The sequence below is a fragment of the Ectopseudomonas oleovorans genome, from assembly GCF_029845265.1.
Classification (GTDB): Bacteria; Pseudomonadota; Gammaproteobacteria; order Pseudomonadales; family Pseudomonadaceae; genus Aquipseudomonas; species Aquipseudomonas oleovorans.
Genome location: NZ_JAOCLK010000060.1, coordinates 1 through 21231, shown reverse-complemented (window position 1 = coordinate 21231; position 21231 = coordinate 1). Strand labels below are relative to the sequence as shown.

At 60.9% G+C, this 21231-nt stretch carries 28 protein-coding genes and 1 pseudogene; 11 read left to right on the top strand and 18 right to left on the bottom strand.

The features are described from left to right. Window positions 1-228: 228 nt before the first annotated feature. The 4 genes and pseudogenes from N5J71_RS20620 to N5J71_RS20605 all read left to right on the top strand — a co-directional run. Window positions 229-384, top strand: a pseudogene (locus N5J71_RS20620) (OmpA family protein); the annotation flags it as partial. A gap of 414 nt (window positions 385-798) precedes the next feature. Further along, a complete protein-coding gene (locus N5J71_RS20615) occupies window positions 799-1425 on the top strand; it encodes a DNA methyltransferase (protein ID WP_003465024.1) in 627 nt (208 codons plus the stop codon). A gap of 24 nt (window positions 1426-1449) precedes the next feature. Further along, window positions 1450-2478 (top strand): IS30 family transposase, encoded by a 1029-nt coding sequence (locus tag N5J71_RS20610; RefSeq protein ID WP_003465026.1) that lies wholly within the window; start codon window positions 1450-1452, stop codon window positions 2476-2478. Window positions 2479-2514: 36 nt separating this feature from the next. Next, window positions 2515-3546 carry a methyl-accepting chemotaxis protein gene (locus tag N5J71_RS20605; RefSeq protein WP_074183340.1) on the top strand — a complete coding sequence of 344 codons (1032 nt, stop codon included), beginning with the start codon at window positions 2515-2517 and terminating at the stop codon, window positions 3544-3546. Window positions 3547-3895: 349 nt separating this feature from the next. Here N5J71_RS20605 and N5J71_RS20600 read toward each other — a convergent pair whose 3' ends face one another. The 14 genes from N5J71_RS20600 to merR form a co-directional block, all read right to left on the bottom strand. Next, window positions 3896-4690 (bottom strand): ABC transporter permease, encoded by a 795-nt coding sequence (locus N5J71_RS20600; RefSeq protein WP_003465028.1) that lies wholly within the window; start codon window positions 4688-4690, stop codon window positions 3896-3898. Further along, a complete protein-coding gene (locus tag N5J71_RS20595) occupies window positions 4691-5620 on the bottom strand; it encodes an ABC transporter permease (RefSeq protein WP_003465031.1) in 930 nt (309 codons plus the stop codon). It abuts the gene before it with no gap. 325 nt (window positions 5621-5945) lie between these two features. Continuing rightward, the gene (locus N5J71_RS20590; RefSeq protein ID WP_003465034.1) at window positions 5946-6998 is read right to left on the bottom strand and encodes an ABC transporter substrate-binding protein; all 1053 of its coding nucleotides are present in this window, start codon (window positions 6996-6998) and stop codon (window positions 5946-5948) included. A gap of 280 nt (window positions 6999-7278) precedes the next feature. After that, window positions 7279-7503 carry a DUF2798 domain-containing protein gene (locus N5J71_RS20585; protein ID WP_003465037.1) on the bottom strand — a complete coding sequence of 75 codons (225 nt, stop codon included), beginning with the start codon at window positions 7501-7503 and terminating at the stop codon, window positions 7279-7281. Between the two features lie 54 nt (window positions 7504-7557). Beyond that, on the bottom strand, window positions 7558-8259 hold the full coding sequence (locus N5J71_RS20580; protein WP_003465039.1) for a cysteine hydrolase family protein: 702 nt from the start codon (window positions 8257-8259) through the stop codon (window positions 7558-7560). Between the two features lie 90 nt (window positions 8260-8349). Beyond that, window positions 8350-8940, bottom strand: coding sequence for a TetR/AcrR family transcriptional regulator (locus N5J71_RS20575; RefSeq protein WP_003465041.1), 591 nt, complete (start codon window positions 8938-8940; stop codon window positions 8350-8352). Window positions 8941-9182: 242 nt separating this feature from the next. Then, entirely contained in the window at window positions 9183-9740 is a 558-nt protein-coding gene (locus N5J71_RS20565) for a recombinase family protein (protein ID WP_003100847.1), read from the bottom strand. Further along, window positions 9734-10105 carry a hypothetical protein gene (locus tag N5J71_RS20560; protein WP_003100853.1) on the bottom strand — a complete coding sequence of 124 codons (372 nt, stop codon included), beginning with the start codon at window positions 10103-10105 and terminating at the stop codon, window positions 9734-9736. The genes N5J71_RS20565 and N5J71_RS20560 overlap by 7 nt, the downstream gene beginning before the upstream one ends. After that, window positions 10102-10602, bottom strand: a complete 501-nt coding sequence (locus tag N5J71_RS20555) for a hypothetical protein (protein WP_003100856.1) — start codon at window positions 10600-10602, stop codon at window positions 10102-10104. Before N5J71_RS20555 ends, N5J71_RS20560 begins: the two co-directional genes overlap by 4 nt. Beyond that, on the bottom strand, window positions 10599-10925 hold the full coding sequence (locus N5J71_RS20550) for a hypothetical protein (RefSeq protein ID WP_003100858.1): 327 nt from the start codon (window positions 10923-10925) through the stop codon (window positions 10599-10601). The genes N5J71_RS20555 and N5J71_RS20550 overlap by 4 nt, the downstream gene beginning before the upstream one ends. Window positions 10926-11179: 254 nt before the next feature. Beyond that, window positions 11180-11536 (bottom strand): cupin domain-containing protein, encoded by a 357-nt coding sequence (locus N5J71_RS20545; RefSeq protein ID WP_003465043.1) that lies wholly within the window; start codon window positions 11534-11536, stop codon window positions 11180-11182. Between the two features lie 236 nt (window positions 11537-11772). After that, complete coding sequence (locus N5J71_RS20540; protein WP_003100872.1) at window positions 11773-12159, bottom strand: HepT-like ribonuclease domain-containing protein; 387 nt, start codon at window positions 12157-12159, stop codon at window positions 11773-11775. Beyond that, the gene (locus N5J71_RS20535; protein ID WP_016487057.1) at window positions 12156-12422 is read right to left on the bottom strand and encodes a nucleotidyltransferase family protein; all 267 of its coding nucleotides are present in this window, start codon (window positions 12420-12422) and stop codon (window positions 12156-12158) included. The genes N5J71_RS20540 and N5J71_RS20535 overlap by 4 nt, the downstream gene beginning before the upstream one ends. 244 nt (window positions 12423-12666) lie before the next feature. Continuing rightward, complete coding sequence (gene merR / locus N5J71_RS20530; protein ID WP_000429838.1) at window positions 12667-13101, bottom strand: mercury resistance transcriptional regulator MerR; 435 nt, start codon at window positions 13099-13101, stop codon at window positions 12667-12669. 71 nt (window positions 13102-13172) lie between these two features. Here merR and merT point away from each other — a divergent pair, with 71 nt between their 5' ends. From merT to merE, 6 genes are read left to right on the top strand one after another with little or no spacing between them, the layout of a single operon-like run. After that, a complete protein-coding gene (merT, locus tag N5J71_RS20525) occupies window positions 13173-13523 on the top strand; it encodes a mercuric ion transporter MerT (protein ID WP_001294667.1) in 351 nt (116 codons plus the stop codon). A gap of 15 nt (window positions 13524-13538) precedes the next feature. Next, window positions 13539-13814, top strand: a complete 276-nt coding sequence (merP, locus tag N5J71_RS20520) for a mercury resistance system periplasmic binding protein MerP (protein ID WP_000735441.1) — start codon at window positions 13539-13541, stop codon at window positions 13812-13814. Between the two features lie 2 nt (window positions 13815-13816). Then, complete coding sequence (gene merF / locus N5J71_RS20515; RefSeq protein WP_000654684.1) at window positions 13817-14062, top strand: mercury resistance system transport protein MerF; 246 nt, start codon at window positions 13817-13819, stop codon at window positions 14060-14062. Next, window positions 14059-15705 (top strand): mercury(II) reductase, encoded by a 1647-nt coding sequence (gene merA, locus N5J71_RS20510; protein ID WP_000136268.1) that lies wholly within the window; start codon window positions 14059-14061, stop codon window positions 15703-15705. The genes merF and merA overlap by 4 nt, the downstream gene beginning before the upstream one ends. Before the next feature lie 16 nt (window positions 15706-15721). Further along, window positions 15722-16087 (top strand): mercury resistance co-regulator MerD, encoded by a 366-nt coding sequence (gene merD / locus N5J71_RS20505; RefSeq protein WP_003465059.1) that lies wholly within the window; start codon window positions 15722-15724, stop codon window positions 16085-16087. Continuing rightward, a complete protein-coding gene (gene merE / locus N5J71_RS20500) occupies window positions 16084-16320 on the top strand; it encodes a broad-spectrum mercury transporter MerE (protein ID WP_001087809.1) in 237 nt (78 codons plus the stop codon). Before merD ends, merE begins: the two co-directional genes overlap by 4 nt. A gap of 52 nt (window positions 16321-16372) precedes the next feature. Here merE and N5J71_RS20495 read toward each other — a convergent pair whose 3' ends face one another. Genes N5J71_RS20495 through N5J71_RS20480 form a run of 4 tightly spaced genes read right to left on the bottom strand, consistent with a single transcriptional unit; the run spans window position 16373 to window position 20852 of the window. Beyond that, complete coding sequence (locus tag N5J71_RS20495) at window positions 16373-16987, bottom strand: recombinase family protein (RefSeq protein WP_000904941.1); 615 nt, start codon at window positions 16985-16987, stop codon at window positions 16373-16375. Between the two features lie 60 nt (window positions 16988-17047). Then, window positions 17048-18265 carry a TniQ family protein gene (locus N5J71_RS20490; RefSeq protein ID WP_003465063.1) on the bottom strand — a complete coding sequence of 406 codons (1218 nt, stop codon included), beginning with the start codon at window positions 18263-18265 and terminating at the stop codon, window positions 17048-17050. Further along, complete coding sequence (locus tag N5J71_RS20485; RefSeq protein WP_003465065.1) at window positions 18262-19170, bottom strand: TniB family NTP-binding protein; 909 nt, start codon at window positions 19168-19170, stop codon at window positions 18262-18264. Before N5J71_RS20485 ends, N5J71_RS20490 begins: the two co-directional genes overlap by 4 nt. Window positions 19171-19172: 2 nt before the next feature. After that, window positions 19173-20852, bottom strand: coding sequence for a TnsB C-terminal domain-containing protein (locus N5J71_RS20480; protein ID WP_003465068.1), 1680 nt, complete (start codon window positions 20850-20852; stop codon window positions 19173-19175). A gap of 203 nt (window positions 20853-21055) precedes the next feature. Here N5J71_RS20480 and N5J71_RS20475 point away from each other — a divergent pair. Beyond that, window positions 21056-21231, top strand: a 176-nt coding sequence (locus N5J71_RS20475) for a DUF4158 domain-containing protein (RefSeq protein ID WP_117048546.1), incomplete at its 3' end; no start/stop codon positions are given.

The window sequence follows — 21231 nt, the reverse complement described above, 5'->3', positions numbered from 1 at the left end:
CAGCGGCCGTTTTAGAGTAGGGAAAATAAATCCCCTTTTCTGCTGTCTACGCTTCGCAGCGCCGGTTACCCGGTCACCACGCAAGACTCGCTTCCGGTCGGTGGCTAACCTTTACCGGGCGGGGGTCATACCCGCTGGGTTTCTTACGCCATTTCGTGACGGCTTGCGCCGTCATTCCCAGGCGACCAAGCTTTGCCTGGCGCACATAAATCAGTCCCCTTTTTCTCTTTGCGCAGCAATGGCGTCGATCCTTCGCGCCTGCAAACCTTTGGTGCAGGCTCCAGCTCGCCCATTGCCCCCAACGACACCGCCGAGGGTCGCGCCCAAAATCGCCGCGTTGAAATCAAACTGGTGCCCCGTAGCGGCGCTGTAGCTCAAGGGTAATGGTGCCTTGGTGCTCTTTTCGTCGGATGCCCAGCTATCTTTTAATGGGTTACGGGCGATTTGCAGTGGGCTCCAAAACCTGGCCTCAGGAGGTGCAAGCTCCCGTGGCACCGGCTTTGGACTGGGCAGACCAATACGCCGGCCCATAAGCCCATAAGGATCCCGGCCTCGGCCGGGTTCTTTATGCCCGCTTCGCGGGCTTGAGCCCAGAAGGGAGCGGCGTGCGCCGGATTCGCATCTGCCAGCCAGTACGCAGCCCGTTTGGAACTCAGTTGATCCGTCTTTTTCAACGGTTTAACAGCCAAATCAATACGTTCACAAGTACACTCGCCACCCTAGGGATGGTGAAGCATCCACGAGCGGTACTAGAATTTTCAGCTTTTCGGTGCCGCCGCACGAATTCAAGGGGCAAGCATGGATTACGAACAACTGCCGAGGGCCGCCTTGGTCCGTATGCTGCAGGAGCATGATGCGGCGCTTGCCGATGCTGGCAAGAATGGCATCGTTATGAGTTACACCGGGCGGGCTGCTCCCTGGCAGATCATCCGCCAGGTCAAGCCGAAGCTGCATCGTATTATCAAGAAAGTATCCTTTGGAGAGGAAACCGCCCAGTCAGAGAATGAGATCTGGGACGGTGAAAACCTTTCTGCGATGGTCACGCTCTATAAATATCGTGGTCAAGTTGATCTTGTAGTAACAGACCCGCCGTACAACACCGGCGAGGACTTCCGCTATAACGACAAGTGGGACAAGGATCCAAACGATCCAGATCTCGGCGATGTAGTTCCTAAAGATGATGGGTCCAAGCACAGCAAATGGTTGCGCTTCATGACACCCAGAATCTGGATGATGCGTGAGATGCTAACCCCAGGCGGGGTTATGGCTATCTGTATTGATCATAGGGAACTATTTAGACTTGGCATGCTCATGGACGAAATCTTCGGCGAAGAGAATCGCATTGGCATAATCAATTGGCAGAAAAGCTATTCACCTCGCAGTGATAATAAGGGGGCGGCGGCGAAAACTGAGTGCAACACCTGACCTTTCCGGTACGGTGCTGTCCCTATGTCTTATTCCGAACTCAGCGTTGAAGAGCGCGCCACCATTCAAATCGGTCATGCCCAAGGTTTCAGCCTGCGCGGGATTGCCTGCTTGATCAACCGATCCCCTTCGACCATCAGCCGGGAGCTGCGCCGCAATCGAGATGCCTGTGGCGGCTACTCGGCCCGCGTGGCCCAGCAGCAGATGCAGGCCCGCCGTCAGGTGTGTCGACCGAAGCAAAAGCTGTTGCCGGGTAGCGAGCGCTTCGAATTGGTGGCGCATATGCTGCGTGAGCGTTTGTCTCCCGAGCAGATTGCCGGCAAGCTGCGCAGCATGAATATTCCCAGCCTCAGAGATGCCTACGTCTGTCGCGAGACGATCTATAACGCGATCTATGCCTTGCCAGTCGGCGAGCTGCGTAAAGAGCTGATCATCTGCCTGCGCCAAAGCAAGACGATGCGCAGGCCGCGCTCTGGCGGCGTGGATCGGCGCGGTCAGATCCCTGAGAGGGTCAGTATTCATGTACGTCCGCCGGAGATCGAAGACCGACTGATGCCAGGGCATTGGGAAGGCGACCTGATCAAGGGCAAGGCCAACGCCTCGTCTGTAGGTACGCTGGTGGAGCGCACCAGTGGCTACCTGATGCTGGTGAAGATGAACGACGCGACGGCGACCTCGGCGATGGAAGGCTTCAGTGCAGCGCTCAATGGCATGCCGCTGGCGATGCGCAAGAGCATGACCTACGACCAGGGCCGAGAAATGGCGCGGCATGCTGAAATCACCCAGCAGACCGGGGTGGCGATTTACTTCTGCGACCCGCACAGCCCTTGGCAGCGCGGCAGTAACGAAAACATCAATGGCCTGATCCGCCAGTACCTGCCCAAAGGCACGGACTTGTCGGTGCATAGCCAGGAGGAACTGGATGCCATCGCACTGCAACTGAACATGCGCCCCCGTAAGCGCTTCGACTTCAAGTGTCCGATCGAGGTTATGGACGAGGTGATGCAGGAAGCTATGGCTATGCGGCATGATGCTCCAGCTTCAATTCAATAACCGTGTTGCACTCAGCTCCTGTAACCGCCCACTTTAATGTCAGGAAGCTTAAGCTCTGTTAGTGTTTTGGCTATTCTCTCTCCTCTTGGAAGACTGGTTGAAAGAGCCAGGAATATTTCCAATAACCCATTAAGTCAATCCCTCTACACTGGGCGCACCGATGAGTTTGGCCAAATAGAGTTTGCTTTACGAATGATGCAAGCTGAAACAGGCGCCATAGTAGGTCGCATAGGTGATGCATCAAATCGGCTTAGCGAACACACCCGAGGCCTACTAAAGGATATTGAGTCAAGCAATGTACTTACAGTTGAGCAGCAGGCAGAGACAGATCAAATAGCAACGGCAGTAAACCAAATGGCGGCAAGCATTCAAGAGGTTGCGAGCAATGCACAGCATGCTGCAGATGCGGCCGGAAGAGCAGACACTGAGACGGCATCTGGCCAGCGTCTGGTAGCCCACACAAGCCAGTCAATCACTGCCCCTGAAGGTGAAATTAGGCAAGCCGCTCAGGTTATTCATGAGCTTGAAGGTCAAAGTAACGAGATATCAAAAGTTCTTGACGTTATACGAGGGATCGCCGAGCAAACGAATTTGTTGGCACTCAACGCAGCAATTGAGGCCGCGCGTGCTGGTGAGCAGGGGCGTGGTTTTGCTGTTGTCGCCGATGAGGTTCGCAGTCTTGCTGCTCGCACACAGCAATCGACAACGGATATTCAAAGCATGATCAGCGCTCTACAAGAGCGAGCGCAATCCGCTGTTACAGTCATGGAGCAAAGTAGTCGGCAAGCGCACACGAGTGTAGCTCACGCAGAGGAAGCAGCTACAGCTCTTGATGGAATTGGCCAACGCGTTAACGAAATTACCGACATGAACGCGCAAATAGCGACTGCGGTCGAGCAGCAGGGAGCAGTAAGTGAAGACATAAACCGCAGTATTATCAATATACGCGATGCTGCTGATACCAATGTACAGACCGGGCAGAATAATTTGCAAAGTGCGAAATCTGTCGCTCAGTTAACTAGCGCTCTGAGCGAACTGGCAAAACAGTTTTGGGAAAAACGAGGATAACGCTTTTCAGTATCTCGACAGGGATAACTTACTTTACCATCGGTTATCCCTTTTAGCCGCACAAATTTTAGCCATGGCTTTTCAGGAAGTCAGGGCTATCAGAATGGCCTTAGAAAGCCTAGTCAAAGAGCTGTCACGAGAACACCGTTAGCTTAGCGTACGATTTTTTCCGAATTCTGCGGTTCCCCCGAGATGGGCCTGGACACGGGTGATAGATGCTGAATTAAGCCGTGTGACGGCAGGCTGTGCTGGGCTGCACGTCGGCATGGGCGTGCGTGGTCAGGACGCAAAAACACACTTGCCCGCAATGGCGGGCAAGTGTGTTTGCAGAGGGGGAGTGCGTTGTTGGTTATTGTTTGTTGCGACCGGCAATCACCACCAGGATCAGCGACGCCAGGATCAGGATCGAACTGATAGCGGCAATGGTCGGATCGATCTCGTCGCGCAGCGCCGTGAACATGCGCTTGGTCAGAGTCTGGTTGTCGCCGCCGGAGATGAACAGCGCCACCACAGTTTCATCCAGCGAGGTGATGAAGGCGAACAGTGTCGCCGAGACCACACTGGGCTTGATCTGCGGCAGGGTCACGGCCATGAAGGCGCGAAAGCGGTTCATGCCCAGGCTGCGCGCCACCATTTCCTGGGACATGTCGAAGTTACGCAGACCGGCCAGCAGCGCGATGATCACGTAGGGCAAGGCGAGCATGATGTGCGCCAGCACCAGGCCGGTCAGCGTGCTGATCAGGCCGACCCGGGCGTAAACGAAGAACACGCCGGCGGCGATCAGGATGATGGGCACCATCATCGGCAGCAGCAGGATGATCTGCAGCGTACGCACCACCTTCAGGCTGGAGTTGTTGATGGCGTAGGCGGCCGCCATACCAATCGGCAGGCTGATGGCCATGGTGAAAAATGCCGTGATCAGACTGACCCGCGCCGCCGACATCCACTCCACGCTGTTGAAGAACGCCTCGTACCAGTGGAAGGACCATTGCTTGGGAGGGAATTGCAGGAAGCGCGCCTCGGAGAACGACATGGGTACCACGATCAGCACCGGGATGATCAGGTACAGCAGGATCGCCGCGACCAGCACCGTGAACAGCACGTGGGACAGGCGAAGGTGACGCAGGTTGGCAAGCAGGTTCATTTAGCGCGCTCCCAGGATGCGTTCGATGGGGATGAAGCGATTGATGCCCCAGAAGATCAGGAACACCACAAACAGCAGCACCAGGCCGACTGCGCTGGCTGCGCCCCAGGCGTGATAGAGCTCGACGTTGCGTTGCACCAGCATCGACACCAGGATCGTGCGGCCACCGCCGAGCAGTTCCGGGGTGATGAAGAAGCCTAGGCAGATGACGAACACCAGGATGGAACCGGCCATGACCCCCGGCGCTGCCATCGGCAGGAAGACCCGGCGGAAGGTGTAGAAGGGTTTGGCGCCAAGGCTCTCGGACGCTTGCATGAGGTCCTGGGGGATTTTTTTCATCACCGAATACAGCGGCAGGACCATAAAGGGCAGCATGACGTGCAGGGTGCCGATTACCGTGCCAGTGGTGTTGTGCATCAGCGTCAGGGGTTGGTCGATGATGCCAAGGTCCATCAGCGTCTGATTGACCAGTCCGCGGCGTTGCAGGAGCACCAGCCAGGCATAGGCCCGCACCAGCACGCTGGTCCAGAACGGCAGGATCACGCAGATCAGAATCAGGTTGGCCCAGAAACCCTGCAGGCGCGAAGCGGCGTAGGCAATGGGGAAGCCCATGACGATCGACAGGATCGTCACCAGGAAACTGATCTTGAAGGTCAGGGCGAAGGTGTCCCAGTAAATGCTTTCCTGGAAAATCCGGATGTAGTTGGCCAGGGAAAACCCTTCCTCGGTCTGGACCGACTGAAAGGCCAGCCAGCACAGCGGCATGATCAACAGCACCACGACCATGACCAGCGCCGGGGTGAGCAGCAACAGCATGGAGGTGTGCTCCTTGCGTTCTTCACGGGCCAGGGCGTCTTCGCTGGTCATGGGCGGCTGGTGCTGCTGGTCGCTGGAGTCGGGCATGGATTTGGCGAGATAGGCGTTGGACATGATGACCTCTCGTCACTGCGCAGTGCTGGAGGGTATCCAGCACTGACGGGTAGCGCTGGCGGTGGCAGTCGTCCTGGCGGACAGCAGGGTGCGGTGCTCGGGTAATGTCATGTGAAGAACTCCCAATGGTGGGCAGGTACTTGAGGCGAGCGCGAGTTGTCTGCACAGGTCACTCTGCGGGACCCTCAGGCCTAATGTACCGGGATGCCAACGAATGAAGTGGACGCAATTGACCGGTGCGCAAGCGCTTTATGTCGAAATCGCGGGGGCAGACGGCATGTCCTGCGCCGAGGCCTCTGGCCTGCGGCGCAGCAACGGCCGATGGCTATTTTTTCTGGACGAAGGACAACCAGCGTTCTTCGGCCTTGACCCCGGCTTCGGAGGCCCACCATTGCGCCGAGAGCAGGGCCTGGCGCGAGATGTTGCCGGGTGCGGAAGGCAGCTTGGCCTCGCGCTCGGCCGGGATTACCCCGGTCTTGAAGGCTTCGGGGTTGAGCGGGCCGTAGTCGATGATCATCGGCAACGCCGCTTGCAGTTTGGCATCGATGGCCTCGTTGACGAATTTCATGGCGGCCACCTTGTGCGGCGAGCCTTTGAGGACGCACAACGAGTTGGTTTCCAGCACACCCTGGTTGTAGTCGAATGCCACGGGTGCGCCGGCGGCCTGTACGGCGGTGATACGGCCGTTCCAGGCCTGGATCATGTCCACTTCGCCGTCGCTGATCAGCTGCGCCGACTGCCCGCCGGACGTCCACCAGGTGGCGATGTCGGGCTTGATCTGCTCAAGCTTGCGGAAGGCGCGATCGACGTCCAGCGGATAGAGCTTGTCCATCGGCACGCCATCGGCCAGCAGCGCGATTTCCAGGGTTGGACGTGGCAGGTTACGTAGGGAGCGCTGGCCCGGGTATTTTTTGGTGTCCCAGAAGTCGGCCCAGGTCTTGGGTACGTCCGCGCCTTTGAACGCGTCCGTGCGATACGCCAGCACCGTGGAGTAGCTGATGTAGCCGACGCTGTATTCGTCCTTGAGGCTGTCGGGTATTTGCGCGGCATTGGGAATCAGCGCAAGGTCGAGCTTCTCGAACAGCCCTTCGGCTTCGCCACGGATGCAGTCGCCAGTGGGCAGGTCCACCACGTCCCAGGTGACCTTGCCGCTCTCGACCTGGGTCTTGATGATCGGGTAGGCCTTGGGCGAGCTGTCCTGTTTGAGCGTCAGACCGAGCTTTTTCGCCGCAGGCTCCAGGATCGCCTTGCTCTGGGCTTCCTGATAAGCACCGCCCTGGGATACGAACGTGATGTCCTCGGCCATGGCCTGGGTGGCGCTACCGATGAACAGGGCCAGACTCGCGAGTTGGAAAGCTGTAGTGCGCAATGTGCTCATGGAAAGACTCCGAATGGTTGGCAGATTTTCTTGGGCGAGCTGTAGGTTTTGTTGTCGGTCGCTCTGCGGGACCATGGAGGTCTAATGTACCGGCTTGTCCGTGAACGAAGCGGCTACAAATGCGCGGATGAAAAGTGGTTTATTGCGAAAATGCGAACGGGCACAGTATTTCGTGCGTCGGGTGCGGGCTTGCGCGCCTGTCGCGAGCAGCCCCGAAGCCCCCGGTAGGAGCGAGCATGCTCGCGATGGCGGTGTGTTGGGTGAGTCATAACCAAGTCATTCAGCCCACCGTCATCCGCCTCACCACGCGCCGAATCATCGGCGCCGCCAGCACCACCACCGGCAACATCGATACCCACGACAGCGCCCACGCGTTCAACCAGCGGCCGGCAAAGGCCAGGTCGAGCGCATGGGGTGTGGTGGCGATGGCGGCCGCGACCGCGCAGGTCAGGCCGGATTGAACGACGCCGAAAACGAAATGCTCATAACGGGCGGGGATTTTCATCGGGGGTTCTCGAGAAAGAGCGGGGGGGCGCGATGCCCGGCCGCTCGGGCACGATCAAGCCGGTTGCAGTTGCGCGATAGTCTCTTCGGTGGTCCACAGCCCGTGGGCGAGGAAGCGGTAATTGATGATGGCCGCCAGGTAGCCGTCGCCATCCGGCAGGCGCGGGCCGGCGGTGGCGTCGCGTACCACGACTATTTCAAAGCCCTGTTCGAGCAGTTCGCGCAGGTGTGATTCCACGCAAAGGTTGGCCGCCATGCCGGCGAGGATGATCTGCGACACGCCTTTCTTGCGCAATTGCAGCGCCAGGTCGTTGGTTTCCGGGCCGTAGACCTTGTGCGGCGAGGCGATGATGGTCTCGCCGTCGAGAATGTACGGCTTGTAGATCTCGAGGAAATCGGCGCCGGAGCCTTCGAAGTTTTCCAGGGTGTTCGGTCCCTTGCGATCGAACATGCAGATGCTGTGCATGACCTTTTCCAGCGGACCGCCAAAATGCCAGTCGTGGTCGTGCGGGTAGTAATAGTGTGGCGACACGGCCACGGGCAGGTCGTGAGCCTTGAAGGCCTTGAACAGTTTTTCCAGGTTTTCGACGGTGTTGTTCTCGACGATGCTCTCACCGAACACCGCCCAACTGGCGCCGGCAGGGCTGAGGAAGTCGTTCTGTGGGTCGATGACCACCAGGGCGGCTTTGCTCAGGTCGAGCTTGAAACCAGTGGCAGGCAGTGCGGGTTCGGCGGGGTCGGCGTACAGATGGCTCATGACGATTTACCTCTTGGGTGCTTGCGTGGATGAGACGTGAATGTTGCTTTATATAAATGACCAGTCGTCTTATTAATGAGGAAAAAAAACTCACTCCAATAGCCGAGGCAAGACCATCGATACGAAACGCTGCAGAGGTGCACCGTCGCGCAGGACCTTGCCGCGCATGACCGCACCTTCCCAGCCTTCGACGATGACACTGGCCAGCGCTTCGGCGTCGTGAGTTTCAGAGAGTTCGCGGCGCTGCTGCGCTTCACGCAGGCAGCTCGCGAGCAAACCTTCCCAGCGCGCCAGCACATCGGCCAGACGCTTGCGGGTTTGTTCGCTGCCATTGGACATTTCCAGGGACAGGTTGCCAATCAGGCAACCCAGGCTGTATTCATGCTCGCCGTGCTCGAGCACCAGGGCCTGGAAGAACTGGCCGATGCGCTCCAGCGGCTTGACCCGGGCGTCGTAGAAGATCGGCCCGTGGCGGGTTTCGATCGAGGTCCAGTATTCCTCGAGGATCTCTGCCGCGAAGTCTTCCTTGCTGGCGAAGTAGTTGTAGAAAGAGCCCTTGGGAATCTCGGCAGCGGCGGTGATGTCCTGGACGCCGCAGCCGTTGAAGCCACGGTTGTGAACCACCTGGCGGCCAATCGACAGCAAACGGGATCTGACTTCGAGGTTGACCGGGCGAGCCATGACAGAGACATCCAGTGATGAGAAAGTTTTAATAAACTAACTGGTCATCTATGTTTCGTCAACAGTCGAATTGACTGCCAATCAGTCCGCCTGCGCCATCTCGATGTACTCGAGCATCTTCTCGTTGCCATCGAGAATGTCACGGCAGATGGCCGCCCGTGCCGCCGCGCCATCGCGGCGCTTGAGTGCGTCGAGCACTTCCCAGTGATGGGGTCGTCTCAGAAAACGGAAAATAAAGCACGCTAAGCGTGCGTGGAGGCTGGCACCCAGCGGTACAGCGTCGGAATGGACACGCCGAGGTTCTTGGCCACGTCCTTGGGCGGCACCCCGCTGGCCAGCAGCTTCTTGGCCGACTCGATCTTGCTGTCGGTCATCTTCGGCTTGCGGCCGCCTTTGCGGCCGAGCTGCTTGGCGACTTCCAGCCCGGCGCGGGTGCGCTCGACGGTCAGCTCGCGCTCCATTTCGGCAAGGCTCGCCATGACGTGGAAGAAGAACCGCCCGGATGGTGTGCCGGTGTCGATGGAGTCGGTGAGGCTCCTGAACTGGACACCGTGCTTGTGCAGATCGCCGACCAGATCGACCAGTTGCTTGACCGACCGGCCCAGCCGGTCGAGCTTCCAGACGACCAAAGTATCGCCTTCGCGCAGCATTTCGAGCGTCTTGGCCAAGCCAGGCCGGTCTGCCCGCGTGCCACTCACCTTGTCCTCGAAGACCTTTTTACATCCGGCCTTGCTCAAGGCTTCGCGTTGCAGCTCCAGGTTCTGATCCTGCGTCGAGACGCGCGCATAGCCAATCAACATGGCTTGTCTCGCGCCCGGTCGATGCGTTCCTGCATCGCCTGCATCACTTCTTCGTGGGTGTACGATCTGGCGTTGGCGTCGGTGGCTTGCCGCAGGGCTTCCTCAACCTCGCGCGTCATCCGCTCGTAATCCTCCGGCCACAGCGCTTGCTCCATGCGCAGCGACGCCTGACCCAGCAGGTGCAGCAGGCTGAACAGCCGCATGTCGTTGGTGGCGACGATGCGCTCCCGAATCTGCTCCTGAATAGCTTCGCTAGCCCGATGCGCTTGTGGTGTGGCAGTCCCCTCGTAGTCAGCGGGGAATTCCGCTTCCTCGGCAATCCTTGCCCAGGCGCTGGCCAGCGCCTCGATGGTTGACGTGCTCATTTCCGCCGCTCCTGTGCTCTTTGGCGAATCAACCGGCCAAGGGGCCTCGACGCGAAAACCAGCAGCATCACGCCTATCGGATACCAGGTCGAGAAGACCACCAAGGCATCGAAGGCTGGCCGTCCGGTGTTGGTAGGCAGTACGGCGGTCACAGCCATCAACCCGCCGACCGTCCAGATGATGCGCCACACGTAGGGCATCACGCGGGGCACGTAGCCGTCATCGAAAGCGGTCTGGTAGTAGCGGCGCAGGCCGCGCTCGGCAAGCGCCTGGCGCTGCCGCTCCGACAGCGCATCCGTCCGGCCATACCAGCGCCGGAATGGTGGACAGCGCAGCAGCAAAGGGGTGAAGAGGATCATCACCGCCACGATCGCGACACCCCACGCCATGACGGCGCCGGCATCGGGCCGCTTGGCGTTCTCGATCACGGGCGCGAAGACGCCCGGAGCACCGATCATCCAGAACAGCGCAATGTGCTGATGGAAGGAGAGCTTCATTTGCTCATCCACTTGCGCAGCAGGCGCTTTTTCAGGGAGGCGCGTTCTTGCGGGTTGCGTCCCTTGTGATTGGCGATGCGATCCGCCGTGGCGGCCTGGCGCTTGACGGGCCAGTAGGAGCGGCCATCCTTGCCCATCGACCAGACGCTGCTGGCCTGGTTTTCCAGCAGGGGCAGATGGGCGCTCAGGGCTTCGGGCGACGCGCTGGTCAGCGCCGTGCGCTCACGGGTGCGCCAGCGCTGATGCCAGAGCTTCTTGTCCTCGCGCTCGCTGCCGCAGGTCGTGTGCCCGACGATGGGTGTTTTGCGGCGGCTGCGGCTCATAACGTAGTGGTCTCCAAGAACATTCAGGACTGATCCCAGGCGTCGATGGTCAAGACCTGATCGGCAGGACAGGCGGCTACGCGGTCGGGAACTGGATGGTGTTCAGTCTCATGCCGACCCCATTCGATTGATCGCGTCGCTTGCGGCACGCTGCGACGCAAGGAGGTTTGCGACCTGGTTTAGCAGCCGTGTCCGCTGCATGTCTGTTACCTATCTCCCCGACCGCTCATTGGACCAACTCCAGAGATTGGGCTCTATCGCTCAGCCAATACGAAACCGGCATTGGCTGATGCCACAACCGAGACGAACACAAATGGCTCGGTACCTGTATTTCGCGCCCCGTGCACTTGGCCCGGTCTTGCCACGGCTATCTCACCTTCCCTGAGGGCACGAACAATCCCATTGCCCTGAAAGTAATCAGCCATTCCCGACAAAACAGTCCACGTGTCTTGGCCGTGAGGATGAATGTGAGCCGCAATTTCCTGCCCGGGATGGACATGCCAAACCACGATAATTGAGTCTCGGGTTTCAAGCACAACGGAACGAATAGGCTCGCCTTCGGACGGCTGAACATACTCGGCTACAGAAAATATTCTCGATTCAACAGTCATCGGAGATCCCTCTTTCACAGTGCCCCCAGACAGGCTGGATATGAGTTCTAACTCGAATTTGAACGGGAGGCTGGTCGTGCGGTCGTGCAGTTGCCGATGAGCGTGTCGGCTGCTGCCTCCTTGCCCACCAGCGAACTCACGTCCGTTGCGGCCATCCAGAAGGTCTTGCCCGAGCGCGGCTCATAGGTCGCGGGATCGAACACGCCAGAGGGGCCGAACATCGGCGGCTTGATTGGTCATGGCTCCATGCCTTTGTCGTTACGGTCTTCATCGTCGGCATCCTGACGCACGGCGGGCAATTGCTGGAGCAACGCCGGCAGCCATTCCTGTACCGTCTCCCACACCACATCGAGGTTGATGTCGAAATAGCCGTGAGCCATGCGATTACGCATATTGCGCATGCTGCGCCACGGCACGTCGGCATGCGCCTGGGTGAACTCGACGTAGCCATCCATCACCTTTGTGGCCGCCTCGCCGATGACGATCAGGCTCATGATGACGGCCTGCTGGGTGCGCTTGTCGGCCAAGAAGTCGTCCTTGGCCATCCCTTCCACGAAGCTGCGCGCATCGGTTGCGGCCTGCTGAATGTGGTCGAGGTAATCGGGCAGGCGGTTCTCGCTCATATCGGTTGCGCCTCCGCGAGCACCTTGGCCCGGAACTTCGGCGGCAGGTCGCCGGGAGTCAGCAGATCGACGTCAACGCCGAGCAGCGATTTCAGTTCTTCTTCCAAATCGCCCAAGTCCAACAACGTGGCACCGGGCAGCGCATCGACCAACAGGTCGAGGTCGCTGCCATCCCGGTCGGTGCCATGCAGCACCGAGCCGAAGACGCGCGGGTTCGCGGCGCGAAAGCGGCCTACCGCTTCACGCACTGCGCTTCGCTTCATGTCAAGCACAACAGACGGTCGCATGCGCATCCTTTCTTATCGAAACTCGTTGAGATGATATGCAATCAAGAATAGAATTTCAAGAACTATTTTCGAGAATCGCAATGCCTTGATTCCCGTGCCGCGTGTCACTTTCAGAAGGCGACAGCACGAAATATCAAAAGTCGACCGCACGGTCTTTTCTGACGTTGGAGTCGCCTCAGAAAACGGAAAATAAAGCACGCTAAGGCGTAGTTCCCTCGGGCTACACCGCGTCCGCACTGCGCGGTTCTTTCTTCCCTTGCAGTGACGCAATCAGCGGGCAGGAAACGTTCCCCTTCCGCGCATGGCAGGCGCACACCAAATCAGACAGCACGGCCTCCATGCGCGCCAGGTCAGCCATCCTCTCGCGCACGTCCTTGAGCTTGTGCTCGGCCAGGCTGCTGGCTTCCTCGCAATGGGTGCCATCCTCCAGCCGCAGCAGCTCGGCGATCTCATCCAGGCTGAAGCCCAACCGCTGGGCTGATTTCACGAAGCGCACCCGCGTTACATCCGTCTCGCCATAGCGGCGAATGCTGCCGTAAGGCTTGTCCGGTTCCGGGAGCAAGCCCTTGCGCTGATAGAACCGGATGGTCTCCACATTGACCCCGGCCGTCCTGGCGAAAACGCCAATGGTCAGGTTCTCCAAATTGTTTTCCATATCGCTTGACTCCGTACATAACTACGGAAGTAAGCTTAAGCTATCCAATTCAGATTCGAAAGGACAAACGTATGTCTGAACCTCAAAACGGGCGCGGCGCGCTCTTCACTGGCGGGCTGGCCGCCATCCTCGCCTCGGCTTGCTGCCTCGGGCCGCTGGTTCTGATCGCCTTGGGGTTCAGCGGCGCTTGGATCGGCAACTTGACGGTGTTGGAACCCTATCGCCCCATCTTTATCGGCGTGGCGCTGGTGGCGTTGTTCTTCGCCTGGCGGCGCATCTACCGGCCGTCAGCCGCCTGCAAACCGGGTGAGGTTTGCGCGATTCCCCAAGTGCGAGCTACTTACAAGCTCATTTTCTGGGGCGTGGCCGTGCTGGTTTTGGTCGCGCTCGGATTTCCCTACGTCGTGCCATTTTTCTATTGATCACAGGAGTTCACCATGAAAAAGCTGCTTTCCGCCCTTGCCCTCGCTGCCGTTGTTGCCCCCGTGTGGGCCGCCACCCAGACCGTTACGCTGTCCGTACCGGGCATGACCTGCTCGGCCTGTCCGATCACTGTCAAGAAGGCGATTTCCAAGGTCGATGGCGTCAGTAAAGTTGACGTGACCTTCGAGACGCGCGAAGCGGTGGTCACCTTCGATGATGCCAAGACCAGCGTGCAGAAACTGACCAAGGCTACCGAGGATGCGGGCTACCCATCATCAGTCAAGAACTGATCATGAAAGACCCGAAGACACTGCTGCGGGTCAGCATCATTGGCACAACCCTCGTGGCGCTGTGTTGCTTCACCCCTGTTCTGGTCATTTTGCTCGGTGTGGTCGGCTTGTCCGCGCTGACCGGCTATCTGGACTATGTGCTGCTGCCTGCGCTGGCGATTTTCATCGGCTTGACCATCTACGCCATCCAACGAAAACGCCAAGCCGATGCCTGCTGCACACCGAAATTCAATGGAGTAAAAAAATGACCGAAATCACCGTGAATGGCATGACCTGCACATCCTGCGCCACCCATGTCAAAGATGCTTTGGAAAAGATTCCCGGCGTGAATGCCGCTGTGGTGTCCTATCCAGAAAGCCGCGCGCAAGTCATGGCAGACACCGCCGTGAGCCACAACCAACTGCTGGCCGCCATCGCCGCATTGGGTTATCAAGGCTCGATCCGGGTTGGTGATTTCAAAGATGAACCAAAAATCCGTGATGCACTTGAGGGCGCCGGTTTGCATATCGCCATCATTGGCAGCGGCGGGGCCGCGATGGCGGCGGCGCTGAAGGCCGTCGAGCAAGGCGCGACGGTCACGCTGATCGAACGCGGCACCATCGGCGGCACCTGCGTCAATATCGGCTGTGTGCCGTCCAAGATCATGATCCGCGCTGCCCATATTGCCCATCTGCGCCGGGAAAGTCCGTTCGACGGCGGTATTGCGGCAACTGTGCCTGCGATTGACCGCAGCAAACTGCTGGCCCAGCAGCAGGCCCGTGTCGATGAACTGCGGCACGCCAAATACGAAGGCATCCTGGACGGCAATCCAGCCATCACCGTTTTGCACGGTGAAGCGCGTTTCAAGGACGACCAGAGCCTGGTCGTCCGTTTGAACGAGGGTGGCGAGCGCGAGGTAACGTTCGACCGCTGCCTGGTCGCCACCGGTGCCAGTCCGGCCGTGCCGCCGATTCCGGGCCTGAAAGAGTCACCCTACTGGACTTCCACCGAAGCGCTTGTCAGCGACACCATTCCCGCACGCCTGGCCGTGATCGGTTCGTCGGTGGTGGCGTTGGAACTGGCGCAAGCCTTTGCCCGGCTCGGCAGCCAGGTCACGATCCTGGCACGCAGCACCTTGTTCTTCCGGGAAGACCCGGCCATCGGCGAGGCCGTGACAGCCGCTTTCCGCGCCGAGGGCATCGAGGTGCTGGAGCACACGCAAGCCAGCCAGGTCGCCCATGTGAACGGCGAATTCGTGCTGACCACCGGACACGGTGAATTGCGCGCTGACAAGTTGCTGGTTGCCACCGGTCGGGCACCGAATACGCGCAGCCTCGCGCTGGACGCGGCGGGGGTCACTGTCAATGCGCAAGGGGCCATCGTTATCGACCAAGGCATGCGCACGAGCAACCCGAACATCTACGCGGCCGGCGACTGCACCGACCAGCCGCAGTTCGTCTACGTGGCAGCGGCCGCCGGCACCCGTGCCGCGATCAACATGACCGGCGGCGACGCAGCCCTCAATCTGACCGCGATGCCGGCAGTGGTGTTCACCGACCCGCAAGTCGCCACCGTGGGCTACAGCGAGGCGGAAGCGCACCACGATGGCATCGAGACCGACAGTCGCACGCTGACACTCGACAACGTTCCGCGAGCGCTTGCCAACTTCGACACACGCGGCTTCATCAAGCTGGTCATCGAGGAAGGTAGCGGACGGCTCATCGGCGTGCAGGCGGTGGCCCCGGAAGCGGGCGAACTGATCCAGACGGCGGTGCTCGCCATCCGCAACCGCATGACGGTGCAGGAACTGGCCGACCAGTTGTTCCCCTACCTGACAATGGTCGAGGGGTTGAAGCTTGCGGCGCAGACCTTCAACAAGGACGTGAAGCAGCTTTCCTGCTGCGCTGGATAAAAAAAGGAGGTTTTCAATGAGCGCCTACACCGTGTCCCGGCTGGCCCTTGATGCCGGGGTGAGCGTGCATATCGTGCGCGACTACCTGCTGCGCGGATTGCTGCGTCCGGTGGCGTGCACCCCGGGCGGCTATGGCCTGTTCGATGATGCCGCCTTGCAACGGCTGTGCTTCGTGCGGGCGGCCTTCGAGGCGGGCATCGGCCTGGACGCGCTGGCGCGGCTGTGCCGGGCGCTGGATGCTGCGGACGGCGATGAAGCGGCCGCGCAGCTTGCCGTTCTGCGCCAGTTCGTCGAGCGTCGGCGCGAAGCGTTGGCCGATCTGGAGGTGCAGTTGGCCACCATGCCGACCGAGCCGGCACAGCACGCGGAGAGTCTGCCATGAACAGCCCCGAGCGCTTGCCGTCCGAGACGCACAAACCGATCACCGGCTACCTGTGGGGCGCGCTGGCCGTGCTCACCTGTCCCTGCCATTTGCCGATTCTCGCCATTGTGCTGGCCGGCACGACGGCCGGCGCGTTCATCGGAGAGTACTGGGGTATCGCAGCCCTCACGCTGACCGGTTTGTTCGTCCTGTCTGTGACACGACTGCTGCGGGCCTTCAAAGATCGATCATGAGCGCTTCCCATTGAGACAAACCACGCTGTCGCTACGTTGCCTCATGCCGGCATCAAATTCGGCTGAGTAGCTTCTCGCCATCTGGACGTAGCTCACCCTTGGGTGAAACATGCCGATACAGGGTCTGCCGCGTGACGCCAAGTTCCTGGCACAGGTCGCCGACCTTGGTCTCTGGCTGACCCATTGCCGCCATCGCCAGCCGCAGCTTGGCGGCGGTCATCTTGAACGGCCGGCCGCCTTTCCGCCCGCGCGCGCGGGCCGAGGCTAGGCCGGCAATCGTGCGCTCCGCGATCAACTCGCGCTCGAACTCGGCCAGGGCGGCGAAGATGCCAAAGACCAGCTTGCCGGCGGCGGTCGTGGTGTCGATGGCCGCGCCGTGCCCGGTTAATACCTTCAAGCCGATGCCGCGCCCAGTCAGGTCGTGCACGGTGTTGATGAGATGTCGCAGGTCGCGTCCGAGCCGATCCAGTTTCCACACGACCAGTGTGTCGCCAGTTCGCAACGCCTTCAGGCAGCTCGTCAAGCCGGGCCGATCCTCGCGCATGCCGGATGCCTGGTCCTCGTAAAGATGTACTGGATCGACCCCGGCGGCAATCAGCGCGTCGCGCTGCAAATCGGTAGCCTGGGAGCCGTCCGCCTTCGATACCCGCATGTAGCCTATCAGCATGTCGTACCTGTCACATATACGTTCGATTATGTGACAGTGTGAGCCAGAAAGTTCTCGCCGTCAAAAACTGTCACTTAACCCGTCATTTAGTCTAAGACCTGCAAACGGCCATTCAGGCTCGTAATGTGACAAAAACTCCGGCGGGATGCCCTCCTTGGTGAACGTGGCGCGCAAACGTTCCAGGGATTCGGGGTCGCGTCGCCCGTAGGACGCCAGTGTGAACAGCAAGCGGGCCGTCTCCGGGTTGTGTCGCGCTTCAATGATGGCCTCATCGATGGCCTGGGCTGCTCGTTGCCAGTGGTTGATGGGTTCCGGCTTCGGCACCTTCGCCGGCAGGCCGTTGGTGAAACCAGTGTGCGGCTCCGTCTGAAACAGCGCGGCCTGTTCCCCGCGCGGGATCAGCGCCTTTGACTCGATCAGCGTGATGGCGGTGGCCGCCGCCTCCAGCATCTGCCACTGCACCGCCGGGGCCAGAATCTCGTAGGGACGCCACAGACTCTGCCCGGCGCGCAGCGGATGGCCGCAGCGCTCCCAGACATGGCGGATGCTCGCCGAGCAACTGCCGCAGTGCGAGAGCGGCGTGTTCAGCTCATCAAGCAGGGTGCGCAGCAGCCGGAACCACAAGCCGGCGTGGACACGCCGACGCGGCAGCTCCACAAAACCCGTCGTCAGCGCCTGCCAGGTGCGCCGGTCCATGCAGGCGATTGCGTCATCGGCAGGGCGCGGCGCAGCATCGGCGATTTCCCACTGAAGATACCGGCCGGGCATGCCCCAGTAGGACTCCAGCCAGCAGCCATGCTGCGGGCAGCTCAGCATCAAGGGGAGCTGCCAGACGAGTAGCACAGCTTGATTCGTTGGATCGTTCAGACACTGCGGACACGCCCGGCGAATCGTCTGGCTCGGTAGCCAGGCACGCCAGCGAGTGATGGACCGCACCTTGCGGGTGCGCTTGGGCAGGAGCACCGCGCATTGGAATGTATAGGTTTCCAAGGCTGCTGGTACCGAATCGTCGAGACTGTCGAGCAGCCACGGCACCCAGCCTGCAAGACTCATGCTGCGCAACCGCTCCAGCTCGACGCCACTGCGCTGGCAGAGCGCCGTCAGCAACGACAAGGATGGTGCGGTATCCAGGTCATCAAGTTGGCTGTGACCAAGATCGTGGGCCAGCAGCTCGTGCACGTCCATCTGGTAGCAGGCGGCGACCCGGTTGAGCCATGAGGACAGGGCTTCGCCTTCCTTGGGTGCCGGATGCAGCGGCCAGCGCGGCGCGGACTTCACATCAGTTCCCGCTCGAACTGTCGCCGCCGCTCACTGGGGCCGATGTAGTCGGCCATGCTGAGCGTGCGGTGGTTGATCGCTTCCTCGCCACTCTCCACGGCGGCGACGGCCGCCGCCACCAGCAGATGTGCAAGCTCGCCGATGGTGCCTTCGCTCCGGGTGAGCAGGTAGCGGGCCATGTCCAGCGTGGCAATCGGGGATGGCCGCCGTAGCGGGAGTGACGCCGCGAAGCTGGCCAGCAGCGAGCAGCAGTCCTCATTGGCCTCCCACGGCGGCAGCAGCATCGGCTCGAAGCGGTTTTCCAACTGATCGTCCGAACGGATGGCCAGGTACGCCTCGCGCGTGCCGACCCCGACCAGGGGGATACGCAGCTCGTTGCCGAGGAAGCGCAGCAGGTTGAGGAACTCGCGCCGGTTAACGCTGTTGCCAGCCAGTACATTGTGCAGTTCGTCGATCACCAGCATGCGCACGCCGACCTTGCGCAGCAGGGCCAGCGCCAGTTGCTCCATTTCCGGCAGCCGTGGGCGCGGGCGCAGCGGCGCGCCCATCGCAGCCAGCAGCGCGACATAGAAGCGGATCACCGATGGCTCTGACGGCATCTGCACGACCAGCACCGGGATATGTTCTTGGTCAGCGTCGGTGCCGACCGGGTGCGCCCGCCGGAATTTCTCGACGATCATCGACTTGCCGTTGTTGGTGGGGCCGACCAGCAGCAGGTTTGGCATGCGTTGCTTGTTCGGCCACGCATACAGAGTTTCCAGCCGGTTCAGCGCCTCGACCGCGCGCGGGTAGCCGATCCAGCGGTCGGCGCGAATGCGCTGGATGCGCTCGTCTGCCGGCAGCCTGGCCAAACCCTGTGCCGCTGGCAGCAGGTGGGACAGGTCAATGACGGGATATTCGTCCACGGCTACCACTCCTCGATCTGATCGAACGGTTTGGCCGGCGGCAGGTTGTCTGCCTGCGGGTCAGCCATGTCCACATCCGGCGGTATGGGCTTGGCCGGTGGCTCCGACGTCTTGAGGTGCTGGCGGCGATCAGCGTCGCGCCGCGCCTTGCGCGTGGCCTTCTGGGCGGTGGTCACGATCTCGCGCATCTGCCCGATCATGCGGAACAGCGCCGACTCGTCCACCTGCTCGCGCCCGAGCTGACGCAATTTGGCCAGCGCCTGGCGTTGTTCCCAGAGGGTGACGGCCGGATGGGACAAGGTGCGGTAGTGGATCTCCAGATAGTGCTGACCTTCCGGTTCCAGTACCCAGATGCGGCTGATGTCGCGCGGATCGCGCCGGATCAGGAAGGCGGGCAAGCGCTCGCGCCGGGCAATCCACGGCTTGAGGGCGTCGGCGTAGTAGTGGATGTGGTCGATGACAAAGCCGGTGCGGGTCAGGGTGCGGCGGATCACCGGCAGGAAATCGACCAAAAACGCGGTGGGGCGGGTAACGACGGCCGGGACGCCAACGCGCTCCACGGCCTCGGCCCAGCGCGCGGCCGGCGGCTGGAGCAGGCCGTTGTGCACGGAGCCGTGATAGGTGCCTACCGCCAACGCGAGCCAGCGCTCCAGCTCGCGCAGCGTCAGGGTGGCCATCTTCTCGGAATCGTACTCGCCGCGCTGGCCGGGATTGGAGAAGGTCGTCCCCGGTAATTCGTCGTGGATCATCTGCATCGCCGTGCCGATGATCCGTTCCACGATGCCGCCGTAGTGCGGCTGGCCTGGTGGGCGATAGTCCAGCCGGATGCCATGCTGTTCGCAGCCACGGCGCAGCGCTTCGCTTTTGAACTCGGCCGCGTTGTCCAGATAGAGCAGCCTGGGCTTGCCGCTCATCGGCCAGTCCATTTCCACATTCAGCCCTTCCAGCCAGGGCCGCTTGTCGCAGGCGGCATGCGCGAGGCATAGGCCGACCGAGACGGCGGACGGCGCTTCCAGCGTGACCACCATGCCGAGTACGCAGCGCGTGAACACGTCGATGGCGAGGGTCAAATATGGGCGGCCAATCGGTTGCCGGTCGCGCTCGTCGACCACGATCAGGTCGATGACGGTGTGGTCGATCTGCACCTGTTCCAGCGGCATGGTGACTTCTGGCGGAATGCCACCCGCGCCTTGCAAGGGACGGGCAGCGTCCTGCCCGCCCCGGCTGCGGGCTATTTTCGCCGGGTGTAGTCCGGCAATCCGCTGGGCCACGGTGTTGCGCGCCGGCACCGGCAGCTTCTGGGTTTTGCACGCCTGCGCGACTTCGCGGTGGAACGCCGCCAGGCTGCGTTTCTGCTTGGTCAGGAAGCGCTTTTGCAGCAGCTCGCGGATGATGCGCTCGACCGGTTCCGGCAAGCGCCCCTTGCCTTTGCCGCCGCCGGATCGGCCGGGCGTCAGGTCTGTTACCAGGCCAGTACCCTGCCGGGCGCGACGGATCAGGACATATACCTGTCGCCGGGACAGGCCCAGCGCTTGGGCTGCCTCATCGGCGGCTTCATGCCCGACCACCTCAAGCGCTGCCAGTGGCCCGATGATTTCCGTCCGGTGCCGGGCTTGCGCCCATGCCTCGTCGGGCAGGGTGGCCACGCCTTGCGCGGCAATCGGTGGAGTGTCTGATGTCATGCCCAAACCTCGCTTTGGTGCACACGAGTATTGAGCATAGTCGAGATTGGTGCAGACGACTCCTGATATTGGGCTGTCAGGAGCCGTATGCACACCAGGCGTTACATCCAGTCAGATGGTGCGGTCGTCTTCTGAAAACGACACGCGCCGGTTGCCTTGGCGGGCTTGTCACAAACCTACGTTTTCAAGAAGAAGGAAACCGCATGCCCCGCCGTTCGATCCTCTCCGCCGCCGAGCGCGAAAGCCTGCTGGCGTTGCCGGACACCAAGGATGAGTTGATCCGTCACTACACGTTCAGCGAAAGCGACCTCTCCATCATCCGGCAGCGGCGCGGCCCGGCCAATCGGCTGGGCTTCGCGGTGCAGCTCTGCTACCTGCG

Bases quoted from the DNA above. Each gene is read 5' to 3' on its own strand.
- merP (WP_000735441.1), top strand. From the start codon at position 13,539: ATGAAAAAGCTGCTTTCCGCCCTTGCCCTCGCTGCCGTTGTTGCCCCC.
- N5J71_RS20610 (WP_003465026.1), top strand. From the start codon at position 1,450: ATGTCTTATTCCGAACTCAGCGTTGAAGAGCGCGCCACCATTCAAATC.
- N5J71_RS20575 (WP_003465041.1), bottom strand. From the start codon at position 8,940: ATGGCTCGCCCGGTCAACCTCGAAGTCAGATCCCGTTTGCTGTCGATT.
- N5J71_RS20555 (WP_003100856.1), bottom strand. From the start codon at position 10,602: ATGAAGCTCTCCTTCCATCAGCACATTGCGCTGTTCTGGATGATCGGT.
- merA (WP_000136268.1), top strand. From the start codon at position 14,059: ATGACCGAAATCACCGTGAATGGCATGACCTGCACATCCTGCGCCACC.
- merR (WP_000429838.1), bottom strand. From the start codon at position 13,101: ATGGAAAACAATTTGGAGAACCTGACCATTGGCGTTTTCGCCAGGACG.
- merE (WP_001087809.1), top strand. From the start codon at position 16,084: ATGAACAGCCCCGAGCGCTTGCCGTCCGAGACGCACAAACCGATCACC.
- merD (WP_003465059.1), top strand. From the start codon at position 15,722: ATGAGCGCCTACACCGTGTCCCGGCTGGCCCTTGATGCCGGGGTGAGC.
- N5J71_RS20600 (WP_003465028.1), bottom strand. From the start codon at position 4,690: ATGAACCTGCTTGCCAACCTGCGTCACCTTCGCCTGTCCCACGTGCTG.
- merT (WP_001294667.1), top strand. From the start codon at position 13,173: ATGTCTGAACCTCAAAACGGGCGCGGCGCGCTCTTCACTGGCGGGCTG.
- N5J71_RS20580 (WP_003465039.1), bottom strand. From the start codon at position 8,259: ATGAGCCATCTGTACGCCGACCCCGCCGAACCCGCACTGCCTGCCACT.
- N5J71_RS20590 (WP_003465034.1), bottom strand. From the start codon at position 6,998: ATGAGCACATTGCGCACTACAGCTTTCCAACTCGCGAGTCTGGCCCTG.
- N5J71_RS20585 (WP_003465037.1), bottom strand. From the start codon at position 7,503: ATGAAAATCCCCGCCCGTTATGAGCATTTCGTTTTCGGCGTCGTTCAA.
- N5J71_RS20595 (WP_003465031.1), bottom strand. From the start codon at position 5,620: ATGTCCAACGCCTATCTCGCCAAATCCATGCCCGACTCCAGCGACCAG.
- N5J71_RS20545 (WP_003465043.1), bottom strand. From the start codon at position 11,536: ATGACTGTTGAATCGAGAATATTTTCTGTAGCCGAGTATGTTCAGCCG.
- N5J71_RS20550 (WP_003100858.1), bottom strand. From the start codon at position 10,925: ATGAGCCGCAGCCGCCGCAAAACACCCATCGTCGGGCACACGACCTGC.
- N5J71_RS20540 (WP_003100872.1), bottom strand. From the start codon at position 12,159: ATGAGCGAGAACCGCCTGCCCGATTACCTCGACCACATTCAGCAGGCC.
- N5J71_RS20535 (WP_016487057.1), bottom strand. From the start codon at position 12,422: ATGAAGCGAAGCGCAGTGCGTGAAGCGGTAGGCCGCTTTCGCGCCGCG.
- N5J71_RS20480 (WP_003465068.1), bottom strand. From the start codon at position 20,852: ATGACATCAGACACTCCACCGATTGCCGCGCAAGGCGTGGCCACCCTG.
- merF (WP_000654684.1), top strand. From the start codon at position 13,817: ATGAAAGACCCGAAGACACTGCTGCGGGTCAGCATCATTGGCACAACC.
- N5J71_RS20565 (WP_003100847.1), bottom strand. From the start codon at position 9,740: ATGTTGATTGGCTATGCGCGCGTCTCGACGCAGGATCAGAACCTGGAG.
- N5J71_RS20605 (WP_074183340.1), top strand. From the start codon at position 2,515: ATGTCAGGAAGCTTAAGCTCTGTTAGTGTTTTGGCTATTCTCTCTCCT.
- N5J71_RS20560 (WP_003100853.1), bottom strand. From the start codon at position 10,105: ATGAGCACGTCAACCATCGAGGCGCTGGCCAGCGCCTGGGCAAGGATT.
- N5J71_RS20495 (WP_000904941.1), bottom strand. From the start codon at position 16,987: ATGCTGATAGGCTACATGCGGGTATCGAAGGCGGACGGCTCCCAGGCT.
- N5J71_RS20615 (WP_003465024.1), top strand. From the start codon at position 799: ATGGATTACGAACAACTGCCGAGGGCCGCCTTGGTCCGTATGCTGCAG.